21 protein-coding genes are annotated in these 23372 nt (G+C 70.6%); 19 read left to right on the plus strand and 2 right to left on the minus strand.

The annotated features are described in order from the left end of the window. The first annotated feature begins 44 nt into the window (after nt 1–44). From DCW30_RS30055 to DCW30_RS37095, 5 genes are all read left to right on the plus strand, one after another. Nucleotides 45–761 (plus strand): prepilin peptidase, encoded by a 717-nt coding sequence (locus DCW30_RS30055; protein ID WP_076685019.1) that lies wholly within the window; start codon nt 45–47, stop codon nt 759–761. 82 nt (nt 762–843) lie between these two features. Next, a complete protein-coding gene (mqnC, locus tag DCW30_RS30060; RefSeq protein WP_076685018.1) occupies nt 844–2043 on the plus strand; it encodes a cyclic dehypoxanthinyl futalosine synthase in 1200 nt (399 codons plus the stop codon). A gap of 7 nt (nt 2044–2050) precedes the next feature. Then, on the plus strand, nt 2051–2650 hold the full coding sequence (locus tag DCW30_RS30065; protein ID WP_076685017.1) for an imidazolonepropionase-like domain-containing protein: 600 nt from the start codon (nt 2051–2053) through the stop codon (nt 2648–2650). Nucleotides 2651–2863: 213 nt separating this feature from the next. Next, a complete protein-coding gene (locus DCW30_RS30070; RefSeq protein WP_062775106.1) occupies nt 2864–3559 on the plus strand; it encodes a demethylmenaquinone methyltransferase in 696 nt (231 codons plus the stop codon). A 200-nt stretch (nt 3560–3759) separates the two neighbouring features. Continuing rightward, a complete protein-coding gene (locus tag DCW30_RS37095) occupies nt 3760–6294 on the plus strand; it encodes a zinc ribbon domain-containing protein (RefSeq protein WP_076685016.1) in 2535 nt (844 codons plus the stop codon). 23 nt (nt 6295–6317) lie between these two features. Here the strand turns inward: DCW30_RS37095 and DCW30_RS30080 are convergent, their stop codons facing one another. Beyond that, nucleotides 6318–6866, minus strand: coding sequence for a GNAT family N-acetyltransferase (locus DCW30_RS30080; protein ID WP_076685015.1), 549 nt, complete (start codon nt 6864–6866; stop codon nt 6318–6320). A gap of 97 nt (nt 6867–6963) precedes the next feature. Between DCW30_RS30080 and DCW30_RS30085 the strand changes: the two genes are divergently transcribed. Both DCW30_RS30085 and DCW30_RS30090 read left to right on the plus strand, forming a co-directional pair. Next, on the plus strand, nt 6964–8247 hold the full coding sequence (locus DCW30_RS30085) for a geranylgeranyl reductase family protein (protein ID WP_076685014.1): 1284 nt from the start codon (nt 6964–6966) through the stop codon (nt 8245–8247). A gap of 125 nt (nt 8248–8372) precedes the next feature. Further along, on the plus strand, nt 8373–8699 hold the full coding sequence (locus tag DCW30_RS30090; protein WP_062780251.1) for a putative quinol monooxygenase: 327 nt from the start codon (nt 8373–8375) through the stop codon (nt 8697–8699). Between the two features lie 92 nt (nt 8700–8791). On the opposite strand, the gene DCW30_RS30095 is transcribed toward DCW30_RS30090, so the two are convergent. Beyond that, a complete protein-coding gene (locus tag DCW30_RS30095) occupies nt 8792–9619 on the minus strand; it encodes a C40 family peptidase (RefSeq protein WP_062780252.1) in 828 nt (275 codons plus the stop codon). 849 nt (nt 9620–10468) lie between these two features. On the opposite strand from DCW30_RS30095, the gene DCW30_RS30100 reads away from it, so the two are divergent. Genes DCW30_RS30100 through nuoL form a run of 12 tightly spaced genes read left to right on the plus strand, consistent with a single transcriptional unit; the run spans nt 10469 to nt 23371 of the window. Next, a complete protein-coding gene (locus tag DCW30_RS30100; RefSeq protein WP_003992243.1) occupies nt 10469–10828 on the plus strand; it encodes an NADH-quinone oxidoreductase subunit A in 360 nt (119 codons plus the stop codon). A gap of 21 nt (nt 10829–10849) precedes the next feature. Then, the gene (locus tag DCW30_RS30105; RefSeq protein ID WP_031035164.1) at nt 10850–11404 is read left to right on the plus strand and encodes a NuoB/complex I 20 kDa subunit family protein; all 555 of its coding nucleotides are present in this window, start codon (nt 10850–10852) and stop codon (nt 11402–11404) included. Beyond that, nucleotides 11401–12120: an NADH-quinone oxidoreductase subunit C gene (locus DCW30_RS30110; protein ID WP_076685013.1), complete on the plus strand. Its 720-nt coding sequence runs from the start codon at nt 11401–11403 to the stop codon at nt 12118–12120. Before DCW30_RS30105 ends, DCW30_RS30110 begins: the two co-directional genes overlap by 4 nt. Then, a complete protein-coding gene (locus DCW30_RS30115) occupies nt 12120–13457 on the plus strand; it encodes an NADH-quinone oxidoreductase subunit D (protein WP_076685012.1) in 1338 nt (445 codons plus the stop codon). The genes DCW30_RS30110 and DCW30_RS30115 overlap by 1 nt, the downstream gene beginning before the upstream one ends. Before the next feature lie 44 nt (nt 13458–13501). Next, complete coding sequence (gene nuoE / locus DCW30_RS30120) at nt 13502–14308, plus strand: NADH-quinone oxidoreductase subunit NuoE (protein ID WP_062780307.1); 807 nt, start codon at nt 13502–13504, stop codon at nt 14306–14308. Beyond that, nucleotides 14308–15669, plus strand: coding sequence for an NADH-quinone oxidoreductase subunit NuoF (gene nuoF / locus DCW30_RS30125; protein WP_062780255.1), 1362 nt, complete (start codon nt 14308–14310; stop codon nt 15667–15669). Before nuoE ends, nuoF begins: the two co-directional genes overlap by 1 nt. Continuing rightward, entirely contained in the window at nt 15666–18176 is a 2511-nt protein-coding gene (locus tag DCW30_RS30130) for an NADH-quinone oxidoreductase subunit G (protein WP_076685011.1), read from the plus strand. The genes nuoF and DCW30_RS30130 overlap by 4 nt, the downstream gene beginning before the upstream one ends. After that, complete coding sequence (nuoH, locus tag DCW30_RS30135) at nt 18176–19549, plus strand: NADH-quinone oxidoreductase subunit NuoH (RefSeq protein WP_198505105.1); 1374 nt, start codon at nt 18176–18178, stop codon at nt 19547–19549. Before DCW30_RS30130 ends, nuoH begins: the two co-directional genes overlap by 1 nt. After that, nucleotides 19542–20252, plus strand: a complete 711-nt coding sequence (gene nuoI, locus DCW30_RS30140) for an NADH-quinone oxidoreductase subunit NuoI (RefSeq protein WP_232626804.1) — start codon at nt 19542–19544, stop codon at nt 20250–20252. Before nuoH ends, nuoI begins: the two co-directional genes overlap by 8 nt. Further along, nucleotides 20249–21118, plus strand: coding sequence for an NADH-quinone oxidoreductase subunit J (locus DCW30_RS30145; RefSeq protein WP_076685010.1), 870 nt, complete (start codon nt 20249–20251; stop codon nt 21116–21118). The genes nuoI and DCW30_RS30145 overlap by 4 nt, the downstream gene beginning before the upstream one ends. Beyond that, a complete protein-coding gene (gene nuoK, locus DCW30_RS30150) occupies nt 21115–21414 on the plus strand; it encodes an NADH-quinone oxidoreductase subunit NuoK (protein WP_062780258.1) in 300 nt (99 codons plus the stop codon). Before DCW30_RS30145 ends, nuoK begins: the two co-directional genes overlap by 4 nt. A 10-nt stretch (nt 21415–21424) precedes the next feature. After that, nucleotides 21425–23371: an NADH-quinone oxidoreductase subunit L gene (nuoL, locus tag DCW30_RS30155; protein ID WP_076685009.1), complete on the plus strand. Its 1947-nt coding sequence runs from the start codon at nt 21425–21427 to the stop codon at nt 23369–23371. Nucleotide 23372 lies beyond the last annotated feature (1 nt).

Genomic DNA, 23372 nt, shown 5'->3' on the forward strand with positions numbered 1-23372 from the left:
GGATGTCTTCCACCCACCCGTTCACCCCGCAGGCAGGTGCCCTCATGACTCCCCTCCTCGCCCTCACCGGAGCCCTCTGGGGGGCTCTCGCCGGGCTCCTCGTGCCCCGCGCCGCCTACCGGCTCTCCGTGCCGCCCGAGGAGAGCTGGCGCACCGAGAGCCCGGAGGGGGCGCCCCTGCGGAGCTGGGTGGGGCTCGCGCGGGCCGGCGGGGCCTGGTTCGGGCCCCGCACCTGGGTGGTCGCGCCCGCCGCCGCGCTCGTCTGCGCGGCCCTCGCCGCCACCACCGGGCCCCGGCCCGAGCTAGCCGTCTGGCTGGTCCTCGCGCCCTTCGGGGTGCTGCTCGCCGTCGTCGACTTCACCGTGCACCGGCTGCCCGACGTGCTGACGCTGCCGCTCGGCGGGGCCGCGCTCGTCCTGCTCGCCGTCGCCGCGCTGCTGCCCGAGCACGGCGGCTCGTGGACCGGGGCGCTGTACGGGGCGTTCGCGCTGGCCGGGGCGTACTTCGTGCTGTTCCTCATCAGCCCCGACGGCATGGGCTTCGGCGACGTCAAGCTCGCGCTCTGCCTGGGGGCGGTGCTCGGCTGGTACGGCTGGGGCGTGCTGCTGCTCGGGGCCTTCGCCGGGTTCCTGCTGGCCTCGCTGTACGGGGTGGCGCTCGTCGTCGCCCGCCGCGCGGGCCGCAGGACGGCGATCCCCTTCGGGCCCTTCCTGATCAGCGGCGCTTTCGTGGGCGTCCTGCTCGGGGCGTTCTCCGCCTGACGCCGGGCTACCGGAAGGCCGCGGGTGGCTCTGGCGTACGCTGGCTGGGTCCGCCCCCAACCCTTACGAAAGGGACGCCCCGGTGACCGAGAAGGCCGCGCTTCAGTCCGTCCTCGACCGCGCCGCCGCAGGTGGGCGGATCACTCCGGAGGAGGCGCTCGTCCTCTACCGCGACGCCCCGCTGCACGCGCTCGGCGCCGCCGCCGACGCGGTGCGCCGCCGTCGCTACGCCGGCACGGAGCACATCGCGACGTACATCATCGAGCGGAACATCAACTACACGAACGTCTGTGTGACGGCGTGCAAGTTCTGCGCCTTCTACGCCGCCCCGAAGGACACCAAGAAGGGCTGGACGCGGGACCTCGACGACATCCTGCGCCGCTGCGCGGAGACGGTCGAGCTCGGCGGGACGCAGATCATGTTCCAGGGCGGACACCACCCGGACTTCGGCGTCGAGTACTACGAGAAGCACTTCTCCGCGATCAAGCGGGAGTTCCCGCAGCTGGTCATCCACTCCCTCGGCGCCTCCGAGGTCGAGCACATGGCCCGCATCTCGAAGGTGTCGGTGGAGGAGGCGATCCAGCGCATCAACGCGGCCGGGCTCGACTCGTTCGCCGGGGCGGGCGCCGAACTGCTCCCCGCCCGCCCGCGCAAGGCCATCGCGCCCCTGAAGGAGTCCGGCGAGCGCTGGCTGGAGATCATGGAGATCTCCCACAACCTCGGCGTCGAGTCCACGTCCACCATGCTCATGGGCACCGGCGAGACCAACGCCGAGCGCATCGAGCACCTGCGGATGATCCGCGACGTGCAGGACAGGACCGGCGGCTTCCGGGCCTTCATCCCGTACACGTACCAGCCCGAGAACAACCACCTCAAGGGCCGCACCCAGGCGACGATCTTCGAGTACATCCGCATGATCGCCATCGCGCGGATCTTCCTCGACAACGTGGCGCACATCCAGGGTTCCTGGCTGACCACCGGCAAGGAGGCCGGCCAGCTCACCCTGCACTACGGCGCGGACGACCTCGGCTCGGTGATGCTGGAGGAGAACGTCGTCTCCTCCGCCGGCGCCAAGCACCGCTCGAACCTCCGCGAGATGATCGACATGATCCGCACGGCCGAGCGCGTCCCGGCCCAGCGCGCCACGACGTACGAGCACCTGGTCGTGCACGACGACCCGGCGAACGACCCGGTCGACGACCGCGTCGCCTCGCACATCTCGTCCGTCGCGATCGAGGGCGGCACGGCGCACCCGGAGCTGAAGCTCCTCAGCGCCAACTGAGCCCGCGTTGCTGACCCTTCACGTCGCCGAGCGCTCGCCCGGGACGGCGGTGCTGGCCGACGGCGCGTCGATCGCCGCCGTCGGCCCGTACGAGGAGCTGGCCGCGGCGCATCCCGCCGCCCGCGTCCGGCGCTGGCCCGGCATCCTCACGCCCGGCCTGCTCAACCCCTACGGCCCCGAACTCCTCGAGGCCACCTACCACCCCGACCCCCGTGAGGCCGACCGGCTCGGCACCGCGCCCATCGGCGGCGAACGGGCCCGCGCGCTCTTCCGCGCCGACCCCTCCCGGCTCGGCGCGAGCGCCCGGCGCGGCGTGCAGCGGCTCCTGGCCCACGGCACGGTGGCGGTGGCGGGGGAGCTGCGGGCCCGCCCGGTGGTGGACGCGGTGCGCCGCGCGGGCCTGGCGGTGGGCCACCGCCCCCCGACCCTCCCGGGCCCGCCGTCCCTCTCCCCGACTCCCCTGATCCTGCTCCCACCCCTGGCCCCGGGCGCCCCGGCCCGCTTCGCGATCTTCGACGTGACGGACCGGGGAGCCCTGGTCACCAGAGGCGCGGGAACGTGCGTGGCGACAGTGATCAACGGAAAGCTGGTCTACAGGGCCCGCTGACACACGACCGCGGAGCGCGGGCAATGCCAGGGGGTGCCGGGAGGTGCCCTGAAGGGGCGCGGGGAACTGCGCGAACGACCACAAAGAACCCGCACCCGCCCAGGAACGGAGCACGGCAGACGCTCCGGCGAGGGAGCCCGCGCAGGAGAAAGAACCCGCCCGCGCAAGCAACCCCCAGCAGAGAGAGAAGCCCCGGCTGACACAATGGGCCGGGTGACCAGAGCCTCCTTGGACAAGCAGCCCCACGAAGTCGCCACGATGTTCGACGACGTCGCGGAACGATACGACCTCACCAACGACGTGCTCTCCCTCGGCCAGGCCCGCCTCTGGCGCAAGGAGGTCGCGAAGGCGGTGGACGCGCGCCCGGCGCAGAAGGTCCTCGACCTGGCCGCCGGCACCGCCACGTCCTCGCAGCCCTTCGCGCGGGCCGGCGCGTACGTCGTGCCCTGCGACTTCTCGCTCGGCATGCTGCGGGTCGGCAAGGGACGCCACCCGTGGATGCCGTTCACCGCGGGCGACGGCACGAAGCTGCCCTTCAAGGACGACACCTTCGACGCCGTCACGATCTCCTTCGGGCTGCGCAACATCCAGGACACCGGCGCGGCCCTGCGCGAGCTGTACCGCGTGACGAGGCCCGGCGGCCGCGTCGTGATCTGCGAGTTCTCGCACGCGACCTGGGCGCCGTTCCGCACGGTCTACGAGGAGTACCTGATGCGCGCGCTGCCGCCGGTCGCGCGTGCCGTGTCCTCCAACCCCGACGCCTACGTCTACCTCGCCGAGTCCATCCGCTCCTGGCCCGACCAGCCCGCGCTCGCCGGGCTGCTGAAGGACGCGGGCTGGTCGAAGGTGGCCTGGCGGAACCTCACGGGCGGCGTCGTGGCGCTGCACCGCGGCTTCAAGCAGGGCTGACCCGGCGCCGCTTCGGGCGGGGCATGCCGAACCCCGCCGCATAACACTTGAGTTGAGAACAGGGATCTGGGACCGGCGGGGAACCGGTCAGCGGGCAAGATGTGTCCGTTGATACGACCCCGCCAAAACTTATGCGGCTCTTATGGGGTCGGTCCTTTCCCGCTCGCGGGAGATCGCCTGGACTGTGACGGAGCGTTCTGATGGCGTCGTACTGCCCACACTGCGGGGCCGCTGCCCCCGATGAGGCCCGCTTCTGCATGAAGTGCGGCAAGGAACGCCTTCCGGACCCCGGGGCCGCCGCGCCGCCGCCCGCGCCGGGCGTGCCCCCGGCCCCGGCGGCCTCGCCCCCGCCGGCCCCCGCCGCCCCGCCGACCCCGGTCCCTGCGGCCCCGCCCACGCCGGGCGCGCCGCCCCCGCCCGCCTTCACCCCGGCGGCCCCGGCTGCCCCCGCGGCACCCATGGCCCCCGCGGCCCCTTCACCGGTCGGCGCCTTCCTCGGGCGGACGTTCCGCGGGGACTGGGCCGGGTCCGCCCAGGCCGCGCTCTGGCCCTTCGCGCTGCTGCTCCTCGCCGGCCTCGGGCTCGCCATCCCGTCGTACGGCCAGGGCGACGACACGGTGGTCGGCTTCACGGACCGGCTGCGGGTCGGCCTCGCGCTGCTGCTCCAGTCGGTGGGCGGCGGCTTCGAGCTGTCGGGACGTGAGACGCGGCCCGGCACCGACGGCGACGGCGGCTTCGGCGACTCGGACGGCTTCGGGGACTCGGGCGGCTTCGGGGACTCGGGCGGCTTCGGCGACTCGGGCGGCTTCGGGGATTCCGGCGGCTTCGGCTCGGGCTCCGACTCGGTGACCGCCATGGAGGGAGCCGCCTCCCTGCACTTCGTCCCGCTCACGGTGACCGTGCTGTGGCTGGTGGCGCTCTTCATCGGCGTACGCGTTCTGCGCGGCCGCCTCGTCGCGCGGCAGTACGGTCAGGCCGGCGGCACGGCCGGTGGGGAGGCCGCTGTCCGCGTCGCGCTCCTGGTCGCCGTCAGCACGCTCGGCCTCGCGCTCTTCGCGCAGCCGGAGATCGAGGGCATCGAGCTGTCCTCCTCCCCGGTGTTCTCCCTGCTCGGCTCACTGGTCCTCGCGCTCCTCGTCGCCTGCGCGGTGCTGCGCCGTGACGGCGTGAACTGGGGCGCGGGCACCGCCCCGCGCCCCGGCGTGCAGGCCTTCCTGCGTGCCACCGGGACCGCCGTGCGCGCCCTCGCCGTGGTCGTCGCGCTCTGCTCGGTGGTCGCCTTCATCAGCCTGGCGCAGCTCGACGACCTGGACCGGGCCACCGACCTGGACGACACCGACGTCTCGCCGCTCCTGATCGCCCTGCTCATCCTGCCGAACCTCGCGATCGCCGCGCTCGGCCTCGGCTGGGGCGCCGCGTCGGAGGTCGCCGTGCGCGGCGGCAACTCGCTGTACGGCGGCGGCACCAAGAGCGAGACCTTCGGTCTCTCCGAGCTGGGCGACGTCACCAACGACTGGGCCGTCGTGGGCGCGCTCGCCCTCGGCCTGGTCTGCGCGCTGACCATCGGTCTCCTGGCCGCGCGGCGCTGCGTGGGCAGGGGCGAGCAACTGCTCGCGGGCGGCGTCTTCTTCGGCCTCGTCCTGCTGCTCGCCGGTGTCGGCGGCCTCCGCGTCGAGGCGTCCGGCGCCGCCACCGGCGGCGCCGGACTCCGCGGGGCAGAGCGCGACGGCAGCGTGGACGTCGGGCTCAGCGTCCCCGAGATGCTGCTCTTCGGCCTGCTCTGGATCTTCGCCGCCGTGCTCATCGCGCCCTACCTGCTGCGGATGACGGGACAGGGCGGAGGCCCGGCCGCGCCCGCGTACGGACCCGGCACGCCCCCGGCGCCCGGCGCTCCCGCGCCCGCCTTCGGCCAGGGGCCGCCCCCGTCGCCGTCCCAGTCCCCGTTCCCGTACGAGCAGACCGTCACCGCGCACGATCCGCACGCCGTACGGATCGGGCGGCAGCCCACGGCGAAGCCGCGTGGCCGGGCCCGGATCTGGGTGGCGACGATCGCCGGGGCGTTCCTCGTCGGGGGCGGCGCGACGGCCGCAATCCTGGTCTGGCAGAACGGCGACGACGACAAGCCGGCGCTGACGGCCAAGGACGACAAGCCCGCCGCGAAGTCCTCCGAGGAGCCGGGCGAGGAGCCGGACCGCCAGGTATCGGAGCGGCCCGCGACCGAGACCCCGGAAGCGGACGGGAGCGAAGGGCCGGGAGCGGCCGCCGAGGACGGCGTCCCCGCGGGGACGGAGCGGGTGACGGACGCCGAGGGGTTCTCCTTCGCGGTCCCCGAGGGCTGGACCCGGCAGGCGGTGGACCCCGAGCGGCCGGGGCAGATCACGTACGCGGGCCCGGGGCGCGAGGAGTTCCTGGTCGGCGTGGTCACCGCCGCGCCCTACACCTCGTACGAGAACTTCCTCAACATCGAGGAGCACACGAAGAAGGCGCCGGACAAGTCCGACTACCGGCGTGTCCGGATGGAGGCGAACACCTTCGAGGGGCGGGAAGGGGCGCTCTGGGAGTACACCTTCACGGACAAGTCGGGCCGGGGAATCCACGCCCTGAACCAGAGCTACATCGCCGACGACGGCACGGAGTACGCGATCCAGCTCTCCTGGCGGGAGAGCGCCTGGTCCACGGCCAAGGGCGAGCGGACGCACCGGACGGCGCTGGACACCTGGCGGCTCACCGGCTGACGCCGCCAGGCGCCTGGCAGCGGCTACAGGGTGAGCCGGAAGCAGTACGCCACCCGCCGGGAGCCGTCGCCGCCCGGCGGTTCCGGCGTGGTGAACGTCTCGCCGAGCACCATGCCGAGCCGCCGGGTCACCGCGATGGAGCGTTCGTTGCCGGCGTCGACCATCGCCACCACGCTCGGCACGCCCGCCGCCCGCAGGCGTTCGATCGTGGCGCTCGCGGCGGCCGTCGCATACCCCTTGCCCCAGGAGGCGCGGCCGAGCCGCCAGCCGATCTCGATCTCACCGGCGGGCCCCCAGGGGCGGCTCCAGGGCTGGGCGCCGGTGAAGCCGACGGGTGCGCCCGCGTCGTCCAGCAAGGTCCAGAGGCAGTAGCCCCGTTCGGCGTCGTGTCTGCGCTGCCTGGCCGTCAGCTCCTCGTACACGGAGAGCTCCGCGGGCGCGCCGCCGTGGAACTCCATGACCTCGGGGTCGTCGAAGAGGCGGTGCCAGGTGAAGGCGTCCTCGTGGGTGGGGACGCGGAGCCGCACGTCGGGGAGGGGTGCTGCGGGCAGGGTCTCGGTCTGCTCGGTCACGTGTGGCCCTTCGGCTGGTAGGTCGGTACCGCCTCATAGACTGCCCATATCCCGTGCCGGCCGGCACACAGTTTTCGATCCTTGGGGAGAACCCGCCGTGACCGAGCCCCTCTCCGAACACACCGCGGACGTCATCGTCGTCGGAGCCGGGCCCGCCGGTTCGACGACGGCCTACTACCTGGCGAAGGCAGGGCTCGACGTCCTCCTCCTGGAGAAGACCGCGTTCCCGCGGGAGAAGGTCTGCGGTGACGGCCTCACCCCCCGCGCCACCAAGCAGCTCGTCTCCATGGGGATCGACATCTCCGAAGAGGCCGGCTGGCTGCGGAACAAGGGCCTCCGCATCATCGGCGGCGGCGTGCGGCTCCAGCTCGACTGGCCCGAGCTGGCGTCCTACCCCGACTACGGCCTCGTACGGAAGCGCGACGACTTCGACGAGCAGCTCGCCCGGCAGGCGCAGAAGGCGGGCGCCAGGCTCTACGAACGCTGCAACGTCGGCGCCCCCGTCATCGACGACCGCACCGGCCGCATCACCGGCGTGCACGCCAAGCTCGGCGAGGAGAAGACCGCGGTCACCTTCCACGCCCCGCTGGTCGTCGCGGCCGACGGCAACTCCTCGCGGATCTCGCTGGCCATGGGGCTGCACCGGCGCGAGGACCGGCCGATGGGCGTGGCCGTGCGGACGTACTTCACCTCGCCGCGCCACGACGACGACTACCTGGAGTCCTGGCTGGAGCTGTGGGACCGCCGCGGGTCCGAGGACCGCCTGCTGCCCGGCTACGGCTGGATCTTCGGCATGGGCGACGGCACCTCCAACGTCGGCCTCGGCATCCTCAACTCCTCCAAGGCCTTCCGCGAGCTCGACTGGCGCGAGGTCCTCAAGGCCTGGTGCGCCTCGATGCCGGAGGACTGGGGCTACACACCGGACAACATGACGATGCCGATCCGCGGCGCGGCCCTGCCGATGGCCTTCAACCGCCAGCCGCACTACACCAAGGGGCTGCTCCTGGTGGGTGACGCGGGCGGCCTGGTGAACCCGTTCAACGGCGAGGGCATCGCGTACGCCATGGAGTCCGGCCAGATCGCGGCGGACGTCATCGTGCAGGCACACGCGCGTGCCACCCCCGCCCAGCGGGAACTGGCGCTGCAGAACTACCCGAAGACGCTCAAGGAGACCTACGGCGGCTACTACACGCTGGGCCGCGCCTTCGTGAAGCTCATCGGCAACCCGAAGGTCATGAAGATCGCGACGCAGCGCGGACTCACCCATCCGGTCCTGATGAGGTTCACGCTGAAGATGCTGGCGAACCTCACGGACCCGACGGGCGGCGACGCCATGGACCGCGTCATCAACGGGCTGAGCAAGGTGGCGCCGAGGGCGTAGCCCGGGTGGGCGAGGCGCGTGGGCCCGGGGGGTGTGGCACGGCCCCGGGGGGTGTGGCGCGGCCCCCGGGGGGTGTGGCGCGGCCCCCGGTGGGCGGTCCGGGCAGGACGGTGCAAAATGGACGCATGATATTTATTGCCGTCAAGTTCACCGTCCGCCCCGAGCACAGCGAGAGCTGGATCGAGCGGACCGCCGCATTCACCGCCGCCACGCGCGCGGAGCCGGGCAACGTCTTCTTCGAGTGGTCGCGGTCGGTCGAGGACCCGAACCAGTTCGTGCTCCTGGAGGCCTTCGCCGACGGCGACGCCGGCGCCGCGCACGTCGGCTCCGACCACTTCAAGGCCGCCATGGAGACGATGGCGGAGGCGATCGCCACCGTCCCGGAGATCGTGAACACGGAGATTCCGGGCACCGGTTGGTCGCGCATGGCGGAGCTGTCGCCGAAGAACTGAACGAAGCGCCGCGCAGAAGCGTCTGAGGGCGTGCGTAAGGGCCGGATCTCCCCCTCGGGAGGTCCGGCCCTTACGCGTGGCTCAGAAGGCCGTCAGAGGACGCGCACGGCGCCCGAGGCCGGGTAGCCCGACAGGTCCTGGATGACGACGCCCTTGCTGGGGTTGGCGGCGTCGAGGTACTGGCCGTTGCCGATGTACACACCCACGTGGTACGCGGAGCCCGCGCCACCCCAGTAGAGGATGTCGCCCACCTGGACGTTGGAGAGCGAGACGGGGGTGCCGGCGACCGACTGGTCCTGCGAGACGCGCGGAAGGTCCACGCCCGCCTGCTTGAACGCGGCCTGCACCAGGCTGGAGCAGTCCCAGGCGTTGGGGCCGGAGGCGCCCATCACGTAGGCGTCGCCGAGCTGGGCCTTGAGGAAGCTGATGACCGCGCCGACGCTGCCGCTGGCCGGGGCGGGGGCCGAGTCGGAGGAGCCGGCGGAGGTGGTCTGCGTCGAGAGCGAGGTGCGCTCGGTGGTCCGGGAGGCGCGCTCCTCCTCGGCCTTCTTCTCCGCGGCGGCCTCGGCCTTCGCCTTGCGCTCGGCCTCGGCCTCGGCCTTCTTCTCGGCCTGCGCCTGGTCCGCCTTGGCCTGCTTGGCGGCCTTGGTGGCGGCGGCCTCCTGCTCGGCGCGGGACTCGTAGGTGTCGGCGGCCTGCTGGGTGACATCCGCCGACTGGGCGATCTGCGCGGACAGATCGGTGGTGAGCGTGGGCATTTCGATGGTCTCGGTCACCGGCTCGGCCGCGTTCGCCGTACCGGCCGCCGCGGCCACTGCCAGGGTGCTGAGGACGCCACCGGCAACTCCGGCGCGCAGGGCGATCTTGGAGGCGCTGCGACGGGGCTTCCGGTGGCTGGGTATGTGAGCGGTGTGGGACATGAGAACAACCGCTATCAGGGACTCATGGTTCCCATCAAGAAACGTGTGGTGCGCCACAGTTGCCGTTTTCGGCCCCGAATCCCGGGCGTGTCGTTCCTTATTGACGCCGTAACGGGCAAAGCGGACGACGGCGATCACGCCTGTGATCATGGGTTTTCTGTGATACGCCCGAATTGCCCCCGGTCTACCACCGGTTGACTCAGTTGGCCAAGCCCCGCGCTTTCACCCCCCGCTCGCATGTGTCACAGGTCACATGCGTAACCCCTCGGGGATCTCCCTGAGATCTCGCCGAGACCTCCCCGAGATCTCCCGCGCCTTCCGGCCGCCCTCGCGGTGGCCACCGGGCCGGGGGCCGGGTGGCTGCGCCGTCGTCGCCGGGTGATTCGCCGGCCGTCCGCCGGATGGCCCATGAGCCGTCGTGGCGTGGTCCCTTCCGCTCGTGAATCGGGGCACGCGTCCACTTTCGTCCGCCTCGTTGGTGCCGACGCGTGAAGCGGTTGCCTCTATCAAGTGATCACGTCCAGCGCCAATTTGCCTGTAGCGGCCACTTCTTGATAGGGCAACACCCCCTCGACCAGCGACGACGCGCCGAGATGTCACCTCTGGTGATCACTCAGGCGCTTCGCGTACGAAGATTACCGCTCATCCGACTTCATGATCCTTCGTCAGGTGGCAGAGATCACAAAGCCGTTGGCGCACCCCGTGTCGCAGATCACAGACCGGCGGGCATAAGATGCGGGGCAGTTGGGCTTGTGACCTGCTTCACATGTAAGCGATCTTCGGATGAGAAGCGGGGCCGGGTCCGACGCAACCGCCAACAGTCAGTGCCGACTGAGAGGAGCGAGGAGCGTGAACGCCTATGCGCCCATCCTCGTGCTGGGAGCCCTCGGGGCAGGCTTTGCGATCTTCTCCGTGGTCATGGCCACGCTTATCGGTCCAAAGCGGTACAACCGCGCAAAGCTCGAGGCCTACGAGTGCGGTATCGAGCCGACGCCGACGCCGGCCGGTGGTGGGCGATTTCCCATCAAGTACTACCTGACGGCGATGCTCTTCATCGTCTTCGACATCGAGATCGTCTTCCTCTACCCCTGGGCCGTCACGTTCGACGCGCTGGGGATTTTCGGGCTCGTGGAGATGCTGCTCTTCGTGCTCACCGTCTTCGTCGCGTACGCGTACGTATGGCGGCGCGGCGGCCTGGAATGGGACTAAAGGTCTGAGGGGCCAAAGAGCATGGGACTCGAAGAGAAACTGCCGAGCGGTTTTCTGCTGACCACCGTCGAACAAGCCGCGGGCTGGGTGCGCAAGTCATCCGTCTTCCCCGCCACGTTCGGTCTCGCGTGCTGCGCCATCGAGATGATGACGACGGGCGCGGGCCGGTACGACCTGGCGCGCTTCGGCATGGAGGTCTTCCGCGGCTCGCCGCGCCAGGCCGATCTGATGATCGTGGCGGGCCGGGTGAGCCAGAAGATGGCGCCCGTCCTGCGGCAGGTCTACGACCAGATGCCCAACCCCAAGTGGGTGATCTCGATGGGTGTATGCGCCTCATCGGGCGGGATGTTCAACAATTACGCGATTGTGCAGGGTGTGGACCATGTTGTCCCCGTTGACATCTATTTGCCCGGCTGTCCGCCGCGGCCCGAGATGCTGATGGACGCGATCCTCAAGCTCCACCAGAAGATCCAGGGCTCCAAGCTCGGCGTGAACGCGGAGGAAGCGGCACGCGAGGCGGAGGAGGCGGCCCTCAAGGCGCTCCCCACCATCGAGATGAAGGGGCTGCTGCGATGAGCGAGGCACCCGAGAACGGCGCCGCCAACGGCGTCCCCGCCCCGCGCGACGACACCGGCGAGGTCATCCGCGTCCGCAGGGGCATGTTCGGCGCCGAGAACGGCGGCGACACCTCCGGCTACGGCGGACTCGTCAGGACCATCACCCTGCCCGGCGCGTCCGCGCGACCGTACGGCGGCTGGTTCGACGAGGTCGCCGACGAACTGGAGGGCGCGCTGGAGGAGCAGGGCCTGCTCCCCGAGAACGCGATCGAGAAGACGGTCGTCGACCGCGGCGAGCTGACCTTCCACATCGCGCGCGAACACCTCGTACGCGTCGCGCGGACGCTGCGGGACGATCCGGCCCTGCGCTTCGAGCTCTGCACGGGCGTCTCGGGAGTGCACTTCCTGGAGGACAAGGGCCGCGAGCTGCACGCCGTCTACCACCTGCGCTCGATCACCCACAACCGGCTGATCCGGCTGGAGGTCGGCGTCCCCGACGCCGACCCGCACGTGCCCTCGCTGGTCGCCGTCTACCCGACCAACGACTGGCACGAGCGCGAGACGTACGACTTCTTCGGCCTCGTCTTCGACGGCCACCCGGCCCTGACCCGGATCATGATGCCGGACGACTGGCAGGGCTTCCCGCAGCGCAAGGACTACCCCCTCGGCGGCATCCCCGTCGAGTACAAGGGCGCCCAGATCCCGGCTCCGGACCAGCGGAGGTCGTACAGCTGATGTCCACTTCTCAATCCGCTTCGCACGCTTCCGGGGCCCGGGAGACGACCGAGGGGGCCGTCTACACGGTCACCGGCGGCGACTGGGACGAGGTCGTCCAGTCCGCGGCCAAGGCCGACGACGAGCGCATCATCGTCAACATGGGCCCGCAGCACCCGTCCACGCACGGCGTGCTCCGCCTCATCCTGGAGATCGAGGGCGAGACGGTCTCCGAGGCCCGCTGCGGCATCGGCTACCTGCACACGGGCATCGAGAAGAACCTCGAGTACCGCACGTGGACGCAGGGCACGACGTTCGTCACGCGCATGGACTACCTCACGCCGTTCTTCAACGAGACCGCGTACTGCCTCGGCGTCGAGAAGCTGCTCGGCATCGAGGACCAGATCCCCGACCGCGCCTCGGTCATCCGCGTGCTCCTCATGGAGCTCAACCGCCTCTCCTCGCACCTGGTGTGCATCGCCACCGGCGGCATGGAACTCGGCGCGACCACGATCATGATCTACGGCTTCCGGGATCGTGAACTGATTCTCGACCTCTACGAGCTCATCACCGGCCTGCGCATGAACCACGCGTACATCCGGCCCGGCGGACTCGCCCAGGACCTGCCGCCCGGCGCGGTGGACCAGCTCCGCGAGTTCGTGAAGACGATGAAGAAGAACCTCCCGGAGTACGACAAGCTCGCCACCGGGAACCCCATCTTCAAGGCCCGCATGCAGGACGTCGGCTACCTCGACCTCTCCGGCTGCATGGCGCTCGGAGCCACGGGCCCCGTCCTCCGCTCGGCGGGCCTGCCGCACGACCTGCGCAAGTCGCAGCCCTACTGCGGCTACGAGAACTACGAGTTCGACATCCCGACCGCCGAGACCTGCGACTCCTACGGGCGCTTCCTCATCCGCCTGGAGGAGATGCGCCAGTCGCTGCGCATCGTCGAGCAGTGCCTCGACCGGCTCGCCCCCGGCCCCGTCATGGTCGCCGACAAGAAGATCGCCTGGCCCGCGCAGCTCGCGCTCGGCCCGGACGGCCTCGGCAACTCGCTCGACCACATCAAGAAGATCATGGGCACCTCCATGGAGTCCCTGATCCACCACTTCAAGCTGGTGACCGAGGGCTTCCGCGTCCCGGCCGGACAGGCGTACACCGCCGTCGAGTCACCCAAGGGCGAACTGGGCGTGCACGTCGTCTCCGACGGCGGCACCCGCCCCTACCGGGTCCACTTCCGCGACCCGTCCTTCACCAACCTGCAGGCCATGGCGGCGATGTGCGAGGGCGGCCAGGTCGCCGACGTCATCGTCGCCGTCGCGTCCATCGACCCCGTGATGGGAGGCGTCGACCGGTGACCACCACTCCCTCCTCGGAGCAGGGCACGGGCGTCAGCCTGGGCATGCCCCAACTCCCCGCCCCCGCCTACCCCGCCGACGTGCGGGCCAGGCTGGAGGCGGACGCCAAGGAGATCATCGCCCGCTACCCGGGATCGCGGTCCGCGCTCCTTCCCCTGCTGCACCTGGTGCAGTCGGAGGAGGGGTACGTGACGCGCACCGGCATGCAGTTCTGCGCCGACGTGCTCGGTCTGACCACGGCCGAGGTCACGGCCGTCGCGACCTTCTACACCATGTACCGGCGCAAGCCCTCCGGCGACTACCAGGTCGGCGTCTGCACCAACACGCTCTGCGCGGTCATGGGCGGCGACGCGATCTTCGACGAGCTCAAGCAGCACCTCGGCGTCGGCAACGACGAGACCACCGAGGACGGCAAGATCACGCTTGAGCACATCGAGTGCAACGCCGCCTGCGACTTCGCCCCCGTCGTGATGGTCAACTGGGAGTTCTTCGACAATCAGACGCCGGCGTCGGCCAAGCGGCTCGTGGACGACCTGCGCGCGGGCGTACCGGTCGAACCCACTCGCGGCGCGCCCCTGTGCACGTACAAGGAGACCGCCCGGATCCTGGCCGGCTTCCCCGACGAGCGCCCCGGCGCCGTCGAGGCGAGCGGCGGCGCGGGCCCCGCGTCGCTCATCGGGCTACGCCTGGCCAAGGGCGAGGAGCCGCACCCGCGCGTCGTCCACCCGCGCGCGGGCGGACCGCAGGACGAAGCGCCCGCCGAGCACCTGAGCTCGCACGACGCACCGCAGCAGACCTCGGCATCCGACCCGGCCCACCCGGCCGGACCGACCGCCGAGGAGGGGGAGTGATGACCTTGGCAGCCGAGATCGACAACGAGACGAGCCCCGAGAAACTGCTCGCACCGGTCCTCTCCGCCTTCTGGGACGAGGAGAAGTCCTGGACGCTGGAGACCTACCGGCGGCACGAGGGGTACGAGGGCCTGCGCAAGGCGCTCGCCATGGCCCCCGACGACCTCATCGCGTACGTGAAGGACGCGGGCCTGCGGGGCCGCGGCGGCGCGGGCTTCCCCACCGGGATGAAGTGGCAGTTCATCCCGCAGGGCGACGGCAAGCCGCACTATCTGGTTGTCAACGCCGACGAATCGGAGCCGGGGACCTGCAAGGACATCCCGCTCCTCTTCGCGAACCCGCATTCCCTCATCGAGGGGATCGTGATCGCGTGCTACGCGATCCGCTCTTCGCATGCCTTCATCTACCTGCGGGGCGAGGTCGTCCCCGTGCTGCGCAGGCTGCACGAGGCCGTCCGCGAGGCCTACGCGGCGGGCTACCTCGGCAAGAACGTCCTGGGCAGCGGACTCGATCTGGAACTCACCGTGCACGCGGGCGCGGGCGCGTACATCTGCGGTGAGGAGACCGCGCTGCTCGACTCGCTCGAAGGCCGTCGAGGCCAACCGCGACTGCGTCCCCCTTTCCCTGCTGTCGCGGGTCTCTACGCATGCCCCACTGTGGTGAACAACGTCGAGTCCATCGCGTCGGTTCCCGCGATCCTCAACCGCGGGAAAGACTGGTTCAAGTCCATGGGGAGCGAGAAGTCTCCGGGCTTCACGCTCTACTCGCTCAGCGGCCATGTCACCAGCCCCGGCCAGTACGAGGCCCCGCTCGGCATCACGCTGCGGCAGCTGCTCGACATGAGCGGCGGCATGCGGGCCGGGCACCGGCTCAAGTTCTGGACGCCCGGCGGCTCCTCGACGCCGATGTTCACCGACGAGCACCTCGACGTGCCCCTCGACTACGAGGGCGTCGGCGCCGCGGGCTCGATGCTCGGCACCAAGGCGCTCCAGTGCTTCGACGAGACGACGTGCGTCGTGCGGGCCGTGACCCGCTGGACGGAGTTCTACGCCCACGAGTCCTGCGGCAAGTGCACGCCCTGCCGCGAAGGGACGTACTGGCTGGTGCAGTTGCTCCGCGACATCGAGGCCGGCAAGGGCGTCATGGCCGACCTCGACAAGCTCAACGACATCGCCGACAACATCAACGGCAAGTCCTTCTGCGCCCTCGGCGACGGCGCCGCCTCGCCGATCTTCTCCTCGCTGAAGTACTTCCGCGAGGAGTACGAGCAGCACATCACCGGCGGGGGCTGCCCCTTCGACCCGGCCAAGTCGACTCTCTGGAGCGACCGCGCCGACCAGCACACGGAGGTGAACGCATGACAGTGACCACCAACAGCGCTCCCTCTGGGGGCGGCGAGCCGGCGGTGCCGCCGGAGGATCTCGTCTCGCTGACCATCGACGGCATCGAGATCAGCGTCCCCAAGGGGACGCTGGTCATCCGGGCCGCCGAACTGCTCGGCATCGAGATCCCCCGGTTCTGCGACCACCCGCTGCTCGACCCCGCGGGCGCCTGCCGCCAGTGCATCGTGGAGGTGGAGGGCCAGCGCAAGCCGATGGCGTCCTGCACCATCACGTGCACCGACGGCATGGTCGTGAAGTCGCAGCTCACCTCGGCCGTCGCGGAGAAGTCGCAGCGGGGTGTGATGGAGCTGCTGCTCATCAACCACCCGCTGGACTGCCCGGTCTGCGACAAGGGCGGCGAGTGCCCGCTGCAGAACCAGGCGATGCAGGTCGGCGACCCGGACTCCCGCTTCGAGGGCAAGAAGCGGACGTACGAGAAGCCGGTGCCGATCTCCACGCAGGTGCTGCTCGACCGCGAGCGGTGCGTGCTGTGCGCGCGCTGCACCCGCTTCAGCAACCAGATCGCCGGCGACCCGATGATCGAGCTGATCGAGCGCGGGGCCCTGCAGCAGGTCGGGACGGGCGAGGGCGACCCCTTCGAGTCCTATTTCTCCGGGAACACCATCCAGATCTGCCCGGTCGGCGCGCTCACCTCGGCGGCGTACCGATTCCGCTCGCGCCCCTTCGACCTGGTGTCGTCGCCCTCGGTGTGCGAGCACTGCTCGGGTGGTTGCGCGAGCCGCACGGACCACCGGCGCGGCAAGGTCATGCGGCGCCTCGCGGCCGACGACCCCGAGGTCAACGAGGAGTGGATGTGCGACAAGGGACGCTTCGGCTTCCGGTACGCACAGCGGCCCGACCGGCTGACCACTCCGCTGGTGCGCAACGCCGACGGCGTCCTCGAACCCGCCAGCTGGCCCGAGGCCCTGGACGTCGCCGCCCGCGGTCTCGCCGCCGCGCGTGGCCGGGCCGCGGTCCTGACCGGCGGCCGGCTCACCGTGGAGGACGCCTACGCGTACAGCAAGTACGCGCGCGTGGCGCTCGACACGAACGACATCGACTTCCGCGCGCGCGTGCACAGCAGCGAGGAGGCCGACTTCCTCGCGGCACGCGTGGCGGGGCGGGGCAAGGACCTCGACGGGACCGGCGTCACGTACGCCGCCCTGGAGAAGGCGCCCGCCGTCCTGCTCGCCGGCTTCGAGTCGGAGGAGGAGGCGCCCGGTGTCTTCCTGCGGCTGCGCAAGGCCTGGCGCAAGCACGGCCAGCGCACCTTCTCCCTCGCGACCCATGTGACGAAGGGCCTGGAGAAGGCGGGCGGCACGCTGCTGCCCGCGGCTCCCGGCACCGAGACGGAGTGGCTGGACGCGCTCGCCGCCGGGGTCGGCCTGGCGGAGGACGGGGCCAGGGCCGCTCAGGCGCTGCGCGCCCCGGGATCGGTCATCGTCGTCGGTGAGCGGCTCGCGGCCGTGCGCGGCGGACTGACCGCCGCCGTGCGGACCGCCACCGCGACCGGCGCCCGGCTGGTGTGGATTCCGCGCCGGGCGGGGGAGCGGGCCGCCGTCGAGGTGGGCGCGCTGCCCTCGCTGCTGCCCGGCGGCCGTCCGGCCACCGACCCGCGCGCGCGGGACGAGGTCGCCGCCGCCTGGGGCGTCGCCGAACTCCCGCACCGCTACGGCCGCGACACCGGGCAGATCGTCGAGGCCGCCGCGACCGGAGAGCTGGGCGCGCTGCTCGTCGCGGGCGTCGAGGTCGCCGACCTGCCCGATCCGGCACGCGCGCGTGAGGCGCTCGACGCCGTCGGGTTCCTGGTCTCGCTGGAGCTGCGGCCCAGCGAGGTGACGGAGCGGGCCGACGTCGTCCTTCCGGTGGCCGCGGTCGCGGAGAAGCCGGGCACGTTCCTCAACTGGGAAGGCCGTGCGCGGATGTTCGACGCCGCGCTGAAGCCGGACCAGATGACGCGACGGCTGGCGCCCACCGACGCGCGCGTGCTGCACATGCTGGCCGACGCCGGGGACGTGCACCTCGGCCTGCCGGACCTGGTGACCCTCCGCCGTGAGCTCGACCGGCTCGGCGCCTGGGACGGGCCGTACGCGACAGAGCCCCTGGAGACATCGGCCCAGCCGCCGAGGCCCGCCTCCGGAGAGGCCGTTCTCGCGGGGCACCGGCTGCTCCTCGACCAGGGCCGCCTCCAGGACGGCGACGAGGCACTCGCCGGCACGCGGCACGCGGCCCACGCGCGCGTGTCCGCGGCCACGGCGGCGGAGGCCGGCGTCAAGGACGGCGACCTCCTGGCGGTGACGGGGCCCGCGGGCAGCACGACGCTCCCGCTCCAGGTCACCGAGATGCCCGACCGCGTGGTCTGGCTGCCGCTGAACTCGACCGGGGGAGGCGTCACTTCCGACACCGGCGCGCGCCCCGGCGACCTCGTCCGCATCGGCCCGGCGGTCCTGCCGGAGCCCACTGAGGCCCCGGAGGTGACGTCGTGATGCACACCGTGGTGCCGCTTGCGGCGGAAGACCTGTCCATGTTCGGCCGTGACCCCTGGTGGCTGGTCGCCGTCAAGGCGGTCTTCTGCTTCGCGTTCCTGATGGTGACGGTCCTCTTCTCCATCGTGTGGGAGCGCAAGGTCGTCGCCTGGATGCAGCTCCGCATCGGGCCCAACCGGCACGGCCCCTGGGGCATGCTGCAGTCCCTCGCGGACGGCATCAAGCTGATGCTCAAGGAGGACGTGATCGTCAAGCGGGCGGACAAGGTGGTCTACGTCCTCGCCCCCGTCGTCGCGGCGATCCCGGCCTTCATGGCGATCGCCGTGATCCCCTTCGGGCCCGCCGGCAACGAGATCTCGATCTTCGGCCAGCGCACGACGATGCAGCTCACCGACCTGCCGATCGCGATGCTCTACATCCTCGCGGTCGCCTCCGTCGGCATCTACGGCATCGTGCTCGCGGGCTGGAGCTCGGGCTCGACGTACCCGCTCCTCGGCGGTCTGCGCTCCTGCGCGCAGATGATCTCCTACGAGATCGCGATGGGCGCGGCGTTCGCCTCCGTGTTCCTCTACTCCGGGTCGATGTCGACCTCGGCGATCGTGGAGGCGCAGGCCGACCGCTGGTACGTGCTGCTGCTCCCCGTCTCGTTCCTGATCTACATCGTGACGATGATCGGTGAGACGAACCGCGCGCCGTTCGACATGCCGGAGTCCGAGGGCGACCTCGTCGGCGGTTTCAACACCGAGTACTCCTCCATCAAGTTCGCGCTGTTCATGCTCGCCGAGTACGTCAACATGGTCACCGTCTCGGCGGTCTCGGTCACCCTCTTCCTGGGCGGCTGGCGGGCCCCGTATCCGGTCAGCACCTTCTGGGAGGGCGCGAACCACGGCTGGTGGCCGATGCTCTGGTTCGTGATCAAGGTCCAGCTGCTGCTGTTCTTCTTCATCTGGCTGCGCGGGACGCTGCCACGCGTCCGCTACGACCAGCTGATGAAGCTCGGCTGGAAGGTCCTCATCCCGATCTCGGTCCTGTGGCTGATGCTCGTCGCCACGGTCAGGGCCATGCGGAACGAGAACTACGACTTCACCTCGATCGTGCTCTACGTGGCCGGCGGTGTCATCGCGCTGCTGTTGCTCTCCGTGGTCGTCGACATCTTCCGCGACAAGCGGGAGAAGGAGGCCGCCGTCGATGAACAGCCGGTCGCCTTCGACCCGATGGCGGGCGGATTCCCGGTGCCGCCGCTGCCCGGCCAGAGCCTGCCGCCCGTCCCGCGCCGCCGCTCGCGCCGCGAGCGGGAGCTGATTGTCAGTGGTGGGCCGGATACTCAAAGTGACGGAACCCGAAGTGACGGAAAGGAGGCGTCCGATGGCTGAGTCGAACGAGGGAACACCGCAGGGGTCGAACGAGGTGGCACCGCACGGGTCGAGCGGACCGACACCGCACGAGTCGAACCAATCGAATCAGGGGTTCCAGAACCCCGTCGCGGGCTTCGGCGTGACCTTCAAGGCCATGTTCAAGAAGCGGCTGACCGAGCAGTATCCGGAGCAGCAGAAGATCACCGCTCCCCGCTTCCACGGCAGGCACCAGCTGAACCGCCATCCGGACGGCCTGGAGAAGTGCGTCGGCTGTGAGCTCTGCGCCTGGGCCTGCCCCGCGGACGCCATCTATGTGGAGGGCGCGGACAACACGGAAGAGGAGCGGTACTCACCGGGCGAGCGGTACGGCCGCGTCTACCAGATCAACTACGCCCGCTGCATCTTCTGCGGCCTGTGCATCGAGGCGTGCCCCACGCGCGCGCTGACGATGACGAACGAGTTCGAGCTGGCCGACACCAGCCGCCAGAACCTCATCTACACCAAGGAGCAGCTGCTCGCCGGCCTGGAGGAGGGCATGGTCGAGAGCCCGCACTCGATCTTCCCCGGCATGGACGAGCAGGACTACTACCGCGGTCTGGTCACCGAGGCCGCCCCCGGGACGGTGCCCCAGGTCGCCCGCTCCAAGAGCGAGACGCCCCAGGAGGCGGCCTCCGACTTCGGGGACGGCGAACCGGCGTCGGAGAAGGTGATCGGCCGATGACGCAGCTCGCCGCCTACTCCACCTCCACCGGCGAGGCAGTCCAGTTCTGGGTGCTCGGCACGGTCGCCGTCGTCGGCGCCCTGTGCACGATCCTCATGAAGAAGGCCGTGCACAGCGCGCTGTGCCTCGCCGGGACCATGATCATCCTGGCCGTCTTCTACCTCGCCAACGGCGCGTACTTCCTGGGCATCGTGCAGATCGTCGTCTACACCGGCGCGATCATGATGCTCTTCCTCTTCGTGGTCATGCTCGTCGGCGTCACCGCCGCCGACTCGCTGAAGGAGACCATCAAGGGCCAGCGCTGGCTGGCCCTCCTGTGCGGTCTCGGCTTCGCGGTGCTGCTCTTCGCGGGCATCGGCAACGCCTCGGTGAAGGAGTTCAACGGCCTCGCCGAGGCGAACTCCGGCGGCAACGTGGAGGGCCTCGCGGGGCTCATCTTCACGAAGTACGTCTTCGCCTTCGAGATCACCGGCGCCCTGCTCATCACGGCCACGGTCGGCGCGATGGTGCTGACCCACCGCGAGCGCACGGAGCGCGCCAAGACCCAGCGCGAGATGGCCGAGGAGCGCGTGCGCGAGGGCAAGCACCTGCCGCCCCTGCCCGCCCCTGGCGTGTACGCCCGGCACAACGCCGTGGACGTCGCGGGCCTGCTCCCCGACGGCTCGCCCTCGGAGCTCACGGTCAACAGGACGCTGCGCGAGCGCGGCCAGATCCGTGACGTGTCGAGTGAGGCCCTGGATGACCTGCGGGCGCTGGAGCAGCGCTCCGCCGACCGTCTGGAGCGGCCCGACGTGCGCAGGACCGACATCGGGCGGCCCGGCATCGGGCGGACCGACGTCGAGCGGACCGAGGAGGCGTCGAAGTGAACCCCGTGAACTACCTGTACCTGGCTTCCCTGTTGTTCGCGATCGGCGCGACCGGCGTGCTCATCAGGCGGAACGCGATCGTGGTGTTCATGTGCATCGAGCTCATGCTCAACGCCTGCAACCTCGCGCTCGTGGCCTTCTCCCGGATGCACGGCAATCTCGACGGCCAGATCATCGCCTTCTTCACGATGGTCGTCGCCGCCGCGGAGGTCGTGGTCGGGCTCGCGATCATCGTGTCGCTGTTCCGTTCCCGCCACTCGGCCTCGGTCGACGACGCCAGCCTGATGAAGCTGTGAGGGGCTGAAAGTGGAGAACCTGATTGCGCTGCTCGTCGCGGCGCCCCTGCTCGGAGCGGCCGTGCTGCTGTGCGGCGGGCGGGCGCTCGACCGTGTGGGCCACTGGCTCGGCACGCTGCTCGCGGCGGCCTCCTTCGTCTTCGCCGTCGTGCTGTTCACCGACATGCTGGGCAAGGGCGCCGAGGAGCGCACGCTGTCGCAGCACCTGTTCAGCTGGATCCCCGTCGAGGGCTTCCAGGCGGACGTCGCCTTCCAGCTCGACCAGCTGTCGATGACGTTCGTCCTGCTCATCTCCGGCGTCGGCACCCTGATCCACGTCTATTCGATCGGGTACATGGAGCACGACGAGCGGCGCCGCCGCTTCTTCGGGTACCTGAACCTCTTCCTCGCGGCGATGCTCCTCCTGGTGCTCGCCGACAACTACCTCCTGCTGTACGTCGGCTGGGAGGGCGTCGGCCTCGCCTCGTACCTCCTGATCGGCTTCTGGCAGCACAAGCCCAGCGCGGCCACCGCCGCGAAGAAGGCCTTCCTGGTCAACCGCGTCGGTGACGTGGGCTTGTCCATCGCCATCATGCTGATGTTCACCACCTTCGGGACGTTCGCCTTCGGGCCGGTCCTGGAGGCCACGGGGCAGACGTCGGAGGGCAAGCTGACCGCCATCGGCCTGATGCTGCTGCTCGCCGCGTGCGGCAAGTCCGCCCAGGTGCCGCTGCAGTCCTGGCTCGGTGACGCGATGGAGGGCCCGACCCCGGTCTCGGCCCTCATCCACGCGGCCACGATGGTCACCGCCGGCGTGTACCTGATCGTCCGCTCCGGCGCGATCTTCAACGGAGCGCCGGACGCGCAGCTCGTCGTCACCATCGTCGGAGCGGTCACGCTCCTCTTCGGCGCGATCGTCGGTTGTGCGAAGGACGACATCAAGAAGGCCCTGGCGGGTTCGACGATGTCCCAGATCGGCTACATGATCCTGGCCGCCGGCCTCGGCCCCATCGGCTACGTCTTCGCGATCATGCACCTGGTGACGCACGGCTTCTTCAAGGCCGGGCTCTTCCTCGGCGCCGGTTCGGTCATGCACGGCATGAACGACGAGGTCAACATGCGCAAGTACGGCGGCCTGCGGAAGTACATGCCGGTCACCTTCGTGACCTTCGGCCTCGGCTATCTGGCCATCATCGGCTTCCCCGGTCTGTCCGGCTTCTTCTCCAAGGACAAGATCATCGAGGCGGCGTTCGCCAAGGGCGGCGCCGAAGGCTGGATCCTCGGCTCGGTGGCGCTCCTGGGCGCGGCCATCACCGCGTACTACATGACGCGCGTGATGATCATGACCTTCTTCGGGGAGGAGCGCTGGCGCCACCGGGCGACCGCCTCCCCGGCGCAGCCGAGCGCGGAGCCCGCGGCGCAGACCGAGGGGGCGCACGACGAACCGCACCCGCACGAGTCGCCGAAGTCCATGACGATCCCGATGATCGTGCTCGCCTTCGGGTCGGTCTTCGCGGGCGGCTTCTTCAGCATCGGCGACCGGTTCACGCACTGGCTGGAGCCGGTCACGCACCACGACCACGGCGACTCGCCGCTCAGCGCCGCCACGGTCACGGGCGCCACCATGGTGGTCCTCGTCATCGGCGTCGCCCTGGCCTACGTGCAGTACGGACGCCGGCCCGTCCCGGTCACCGCCCCGCGCGGCTCGCTGCTCACCAGGGCCGCCCGCCGCGACCTCCTCCAGGACGACTTCAACCACGTCGTCCTGGTGCGCGGCGGCGAGCACCTCACGCGGTCCCTGGTCTACGTCGACCACTCCCTGGTCGACGGCGTGGTCAACGGCACGGCGGCCTCGATGGGCGGCCTCTCCGGTCGGCTGCGCAAACTGCAGAACGGCTACGCCCGCTCCTACGCGGTCTCGATGTTCGGCGGCGCTGCGGTACTCATCGCCGCAACCCTGCTGATGAGGGCGGTCTGAT

The sequence above is a fragment of the Streptomyces alfalfae genome (assembly GCF_004127445.1).
In the GTDB taxonomy this organism is placed as follows: domain Bacteria; phylum Actinomycetota; class Actinomycetes; order Streptomycetales; family Streptomycetaceae; genus Streptomyces; species Streptomyces alfalfae.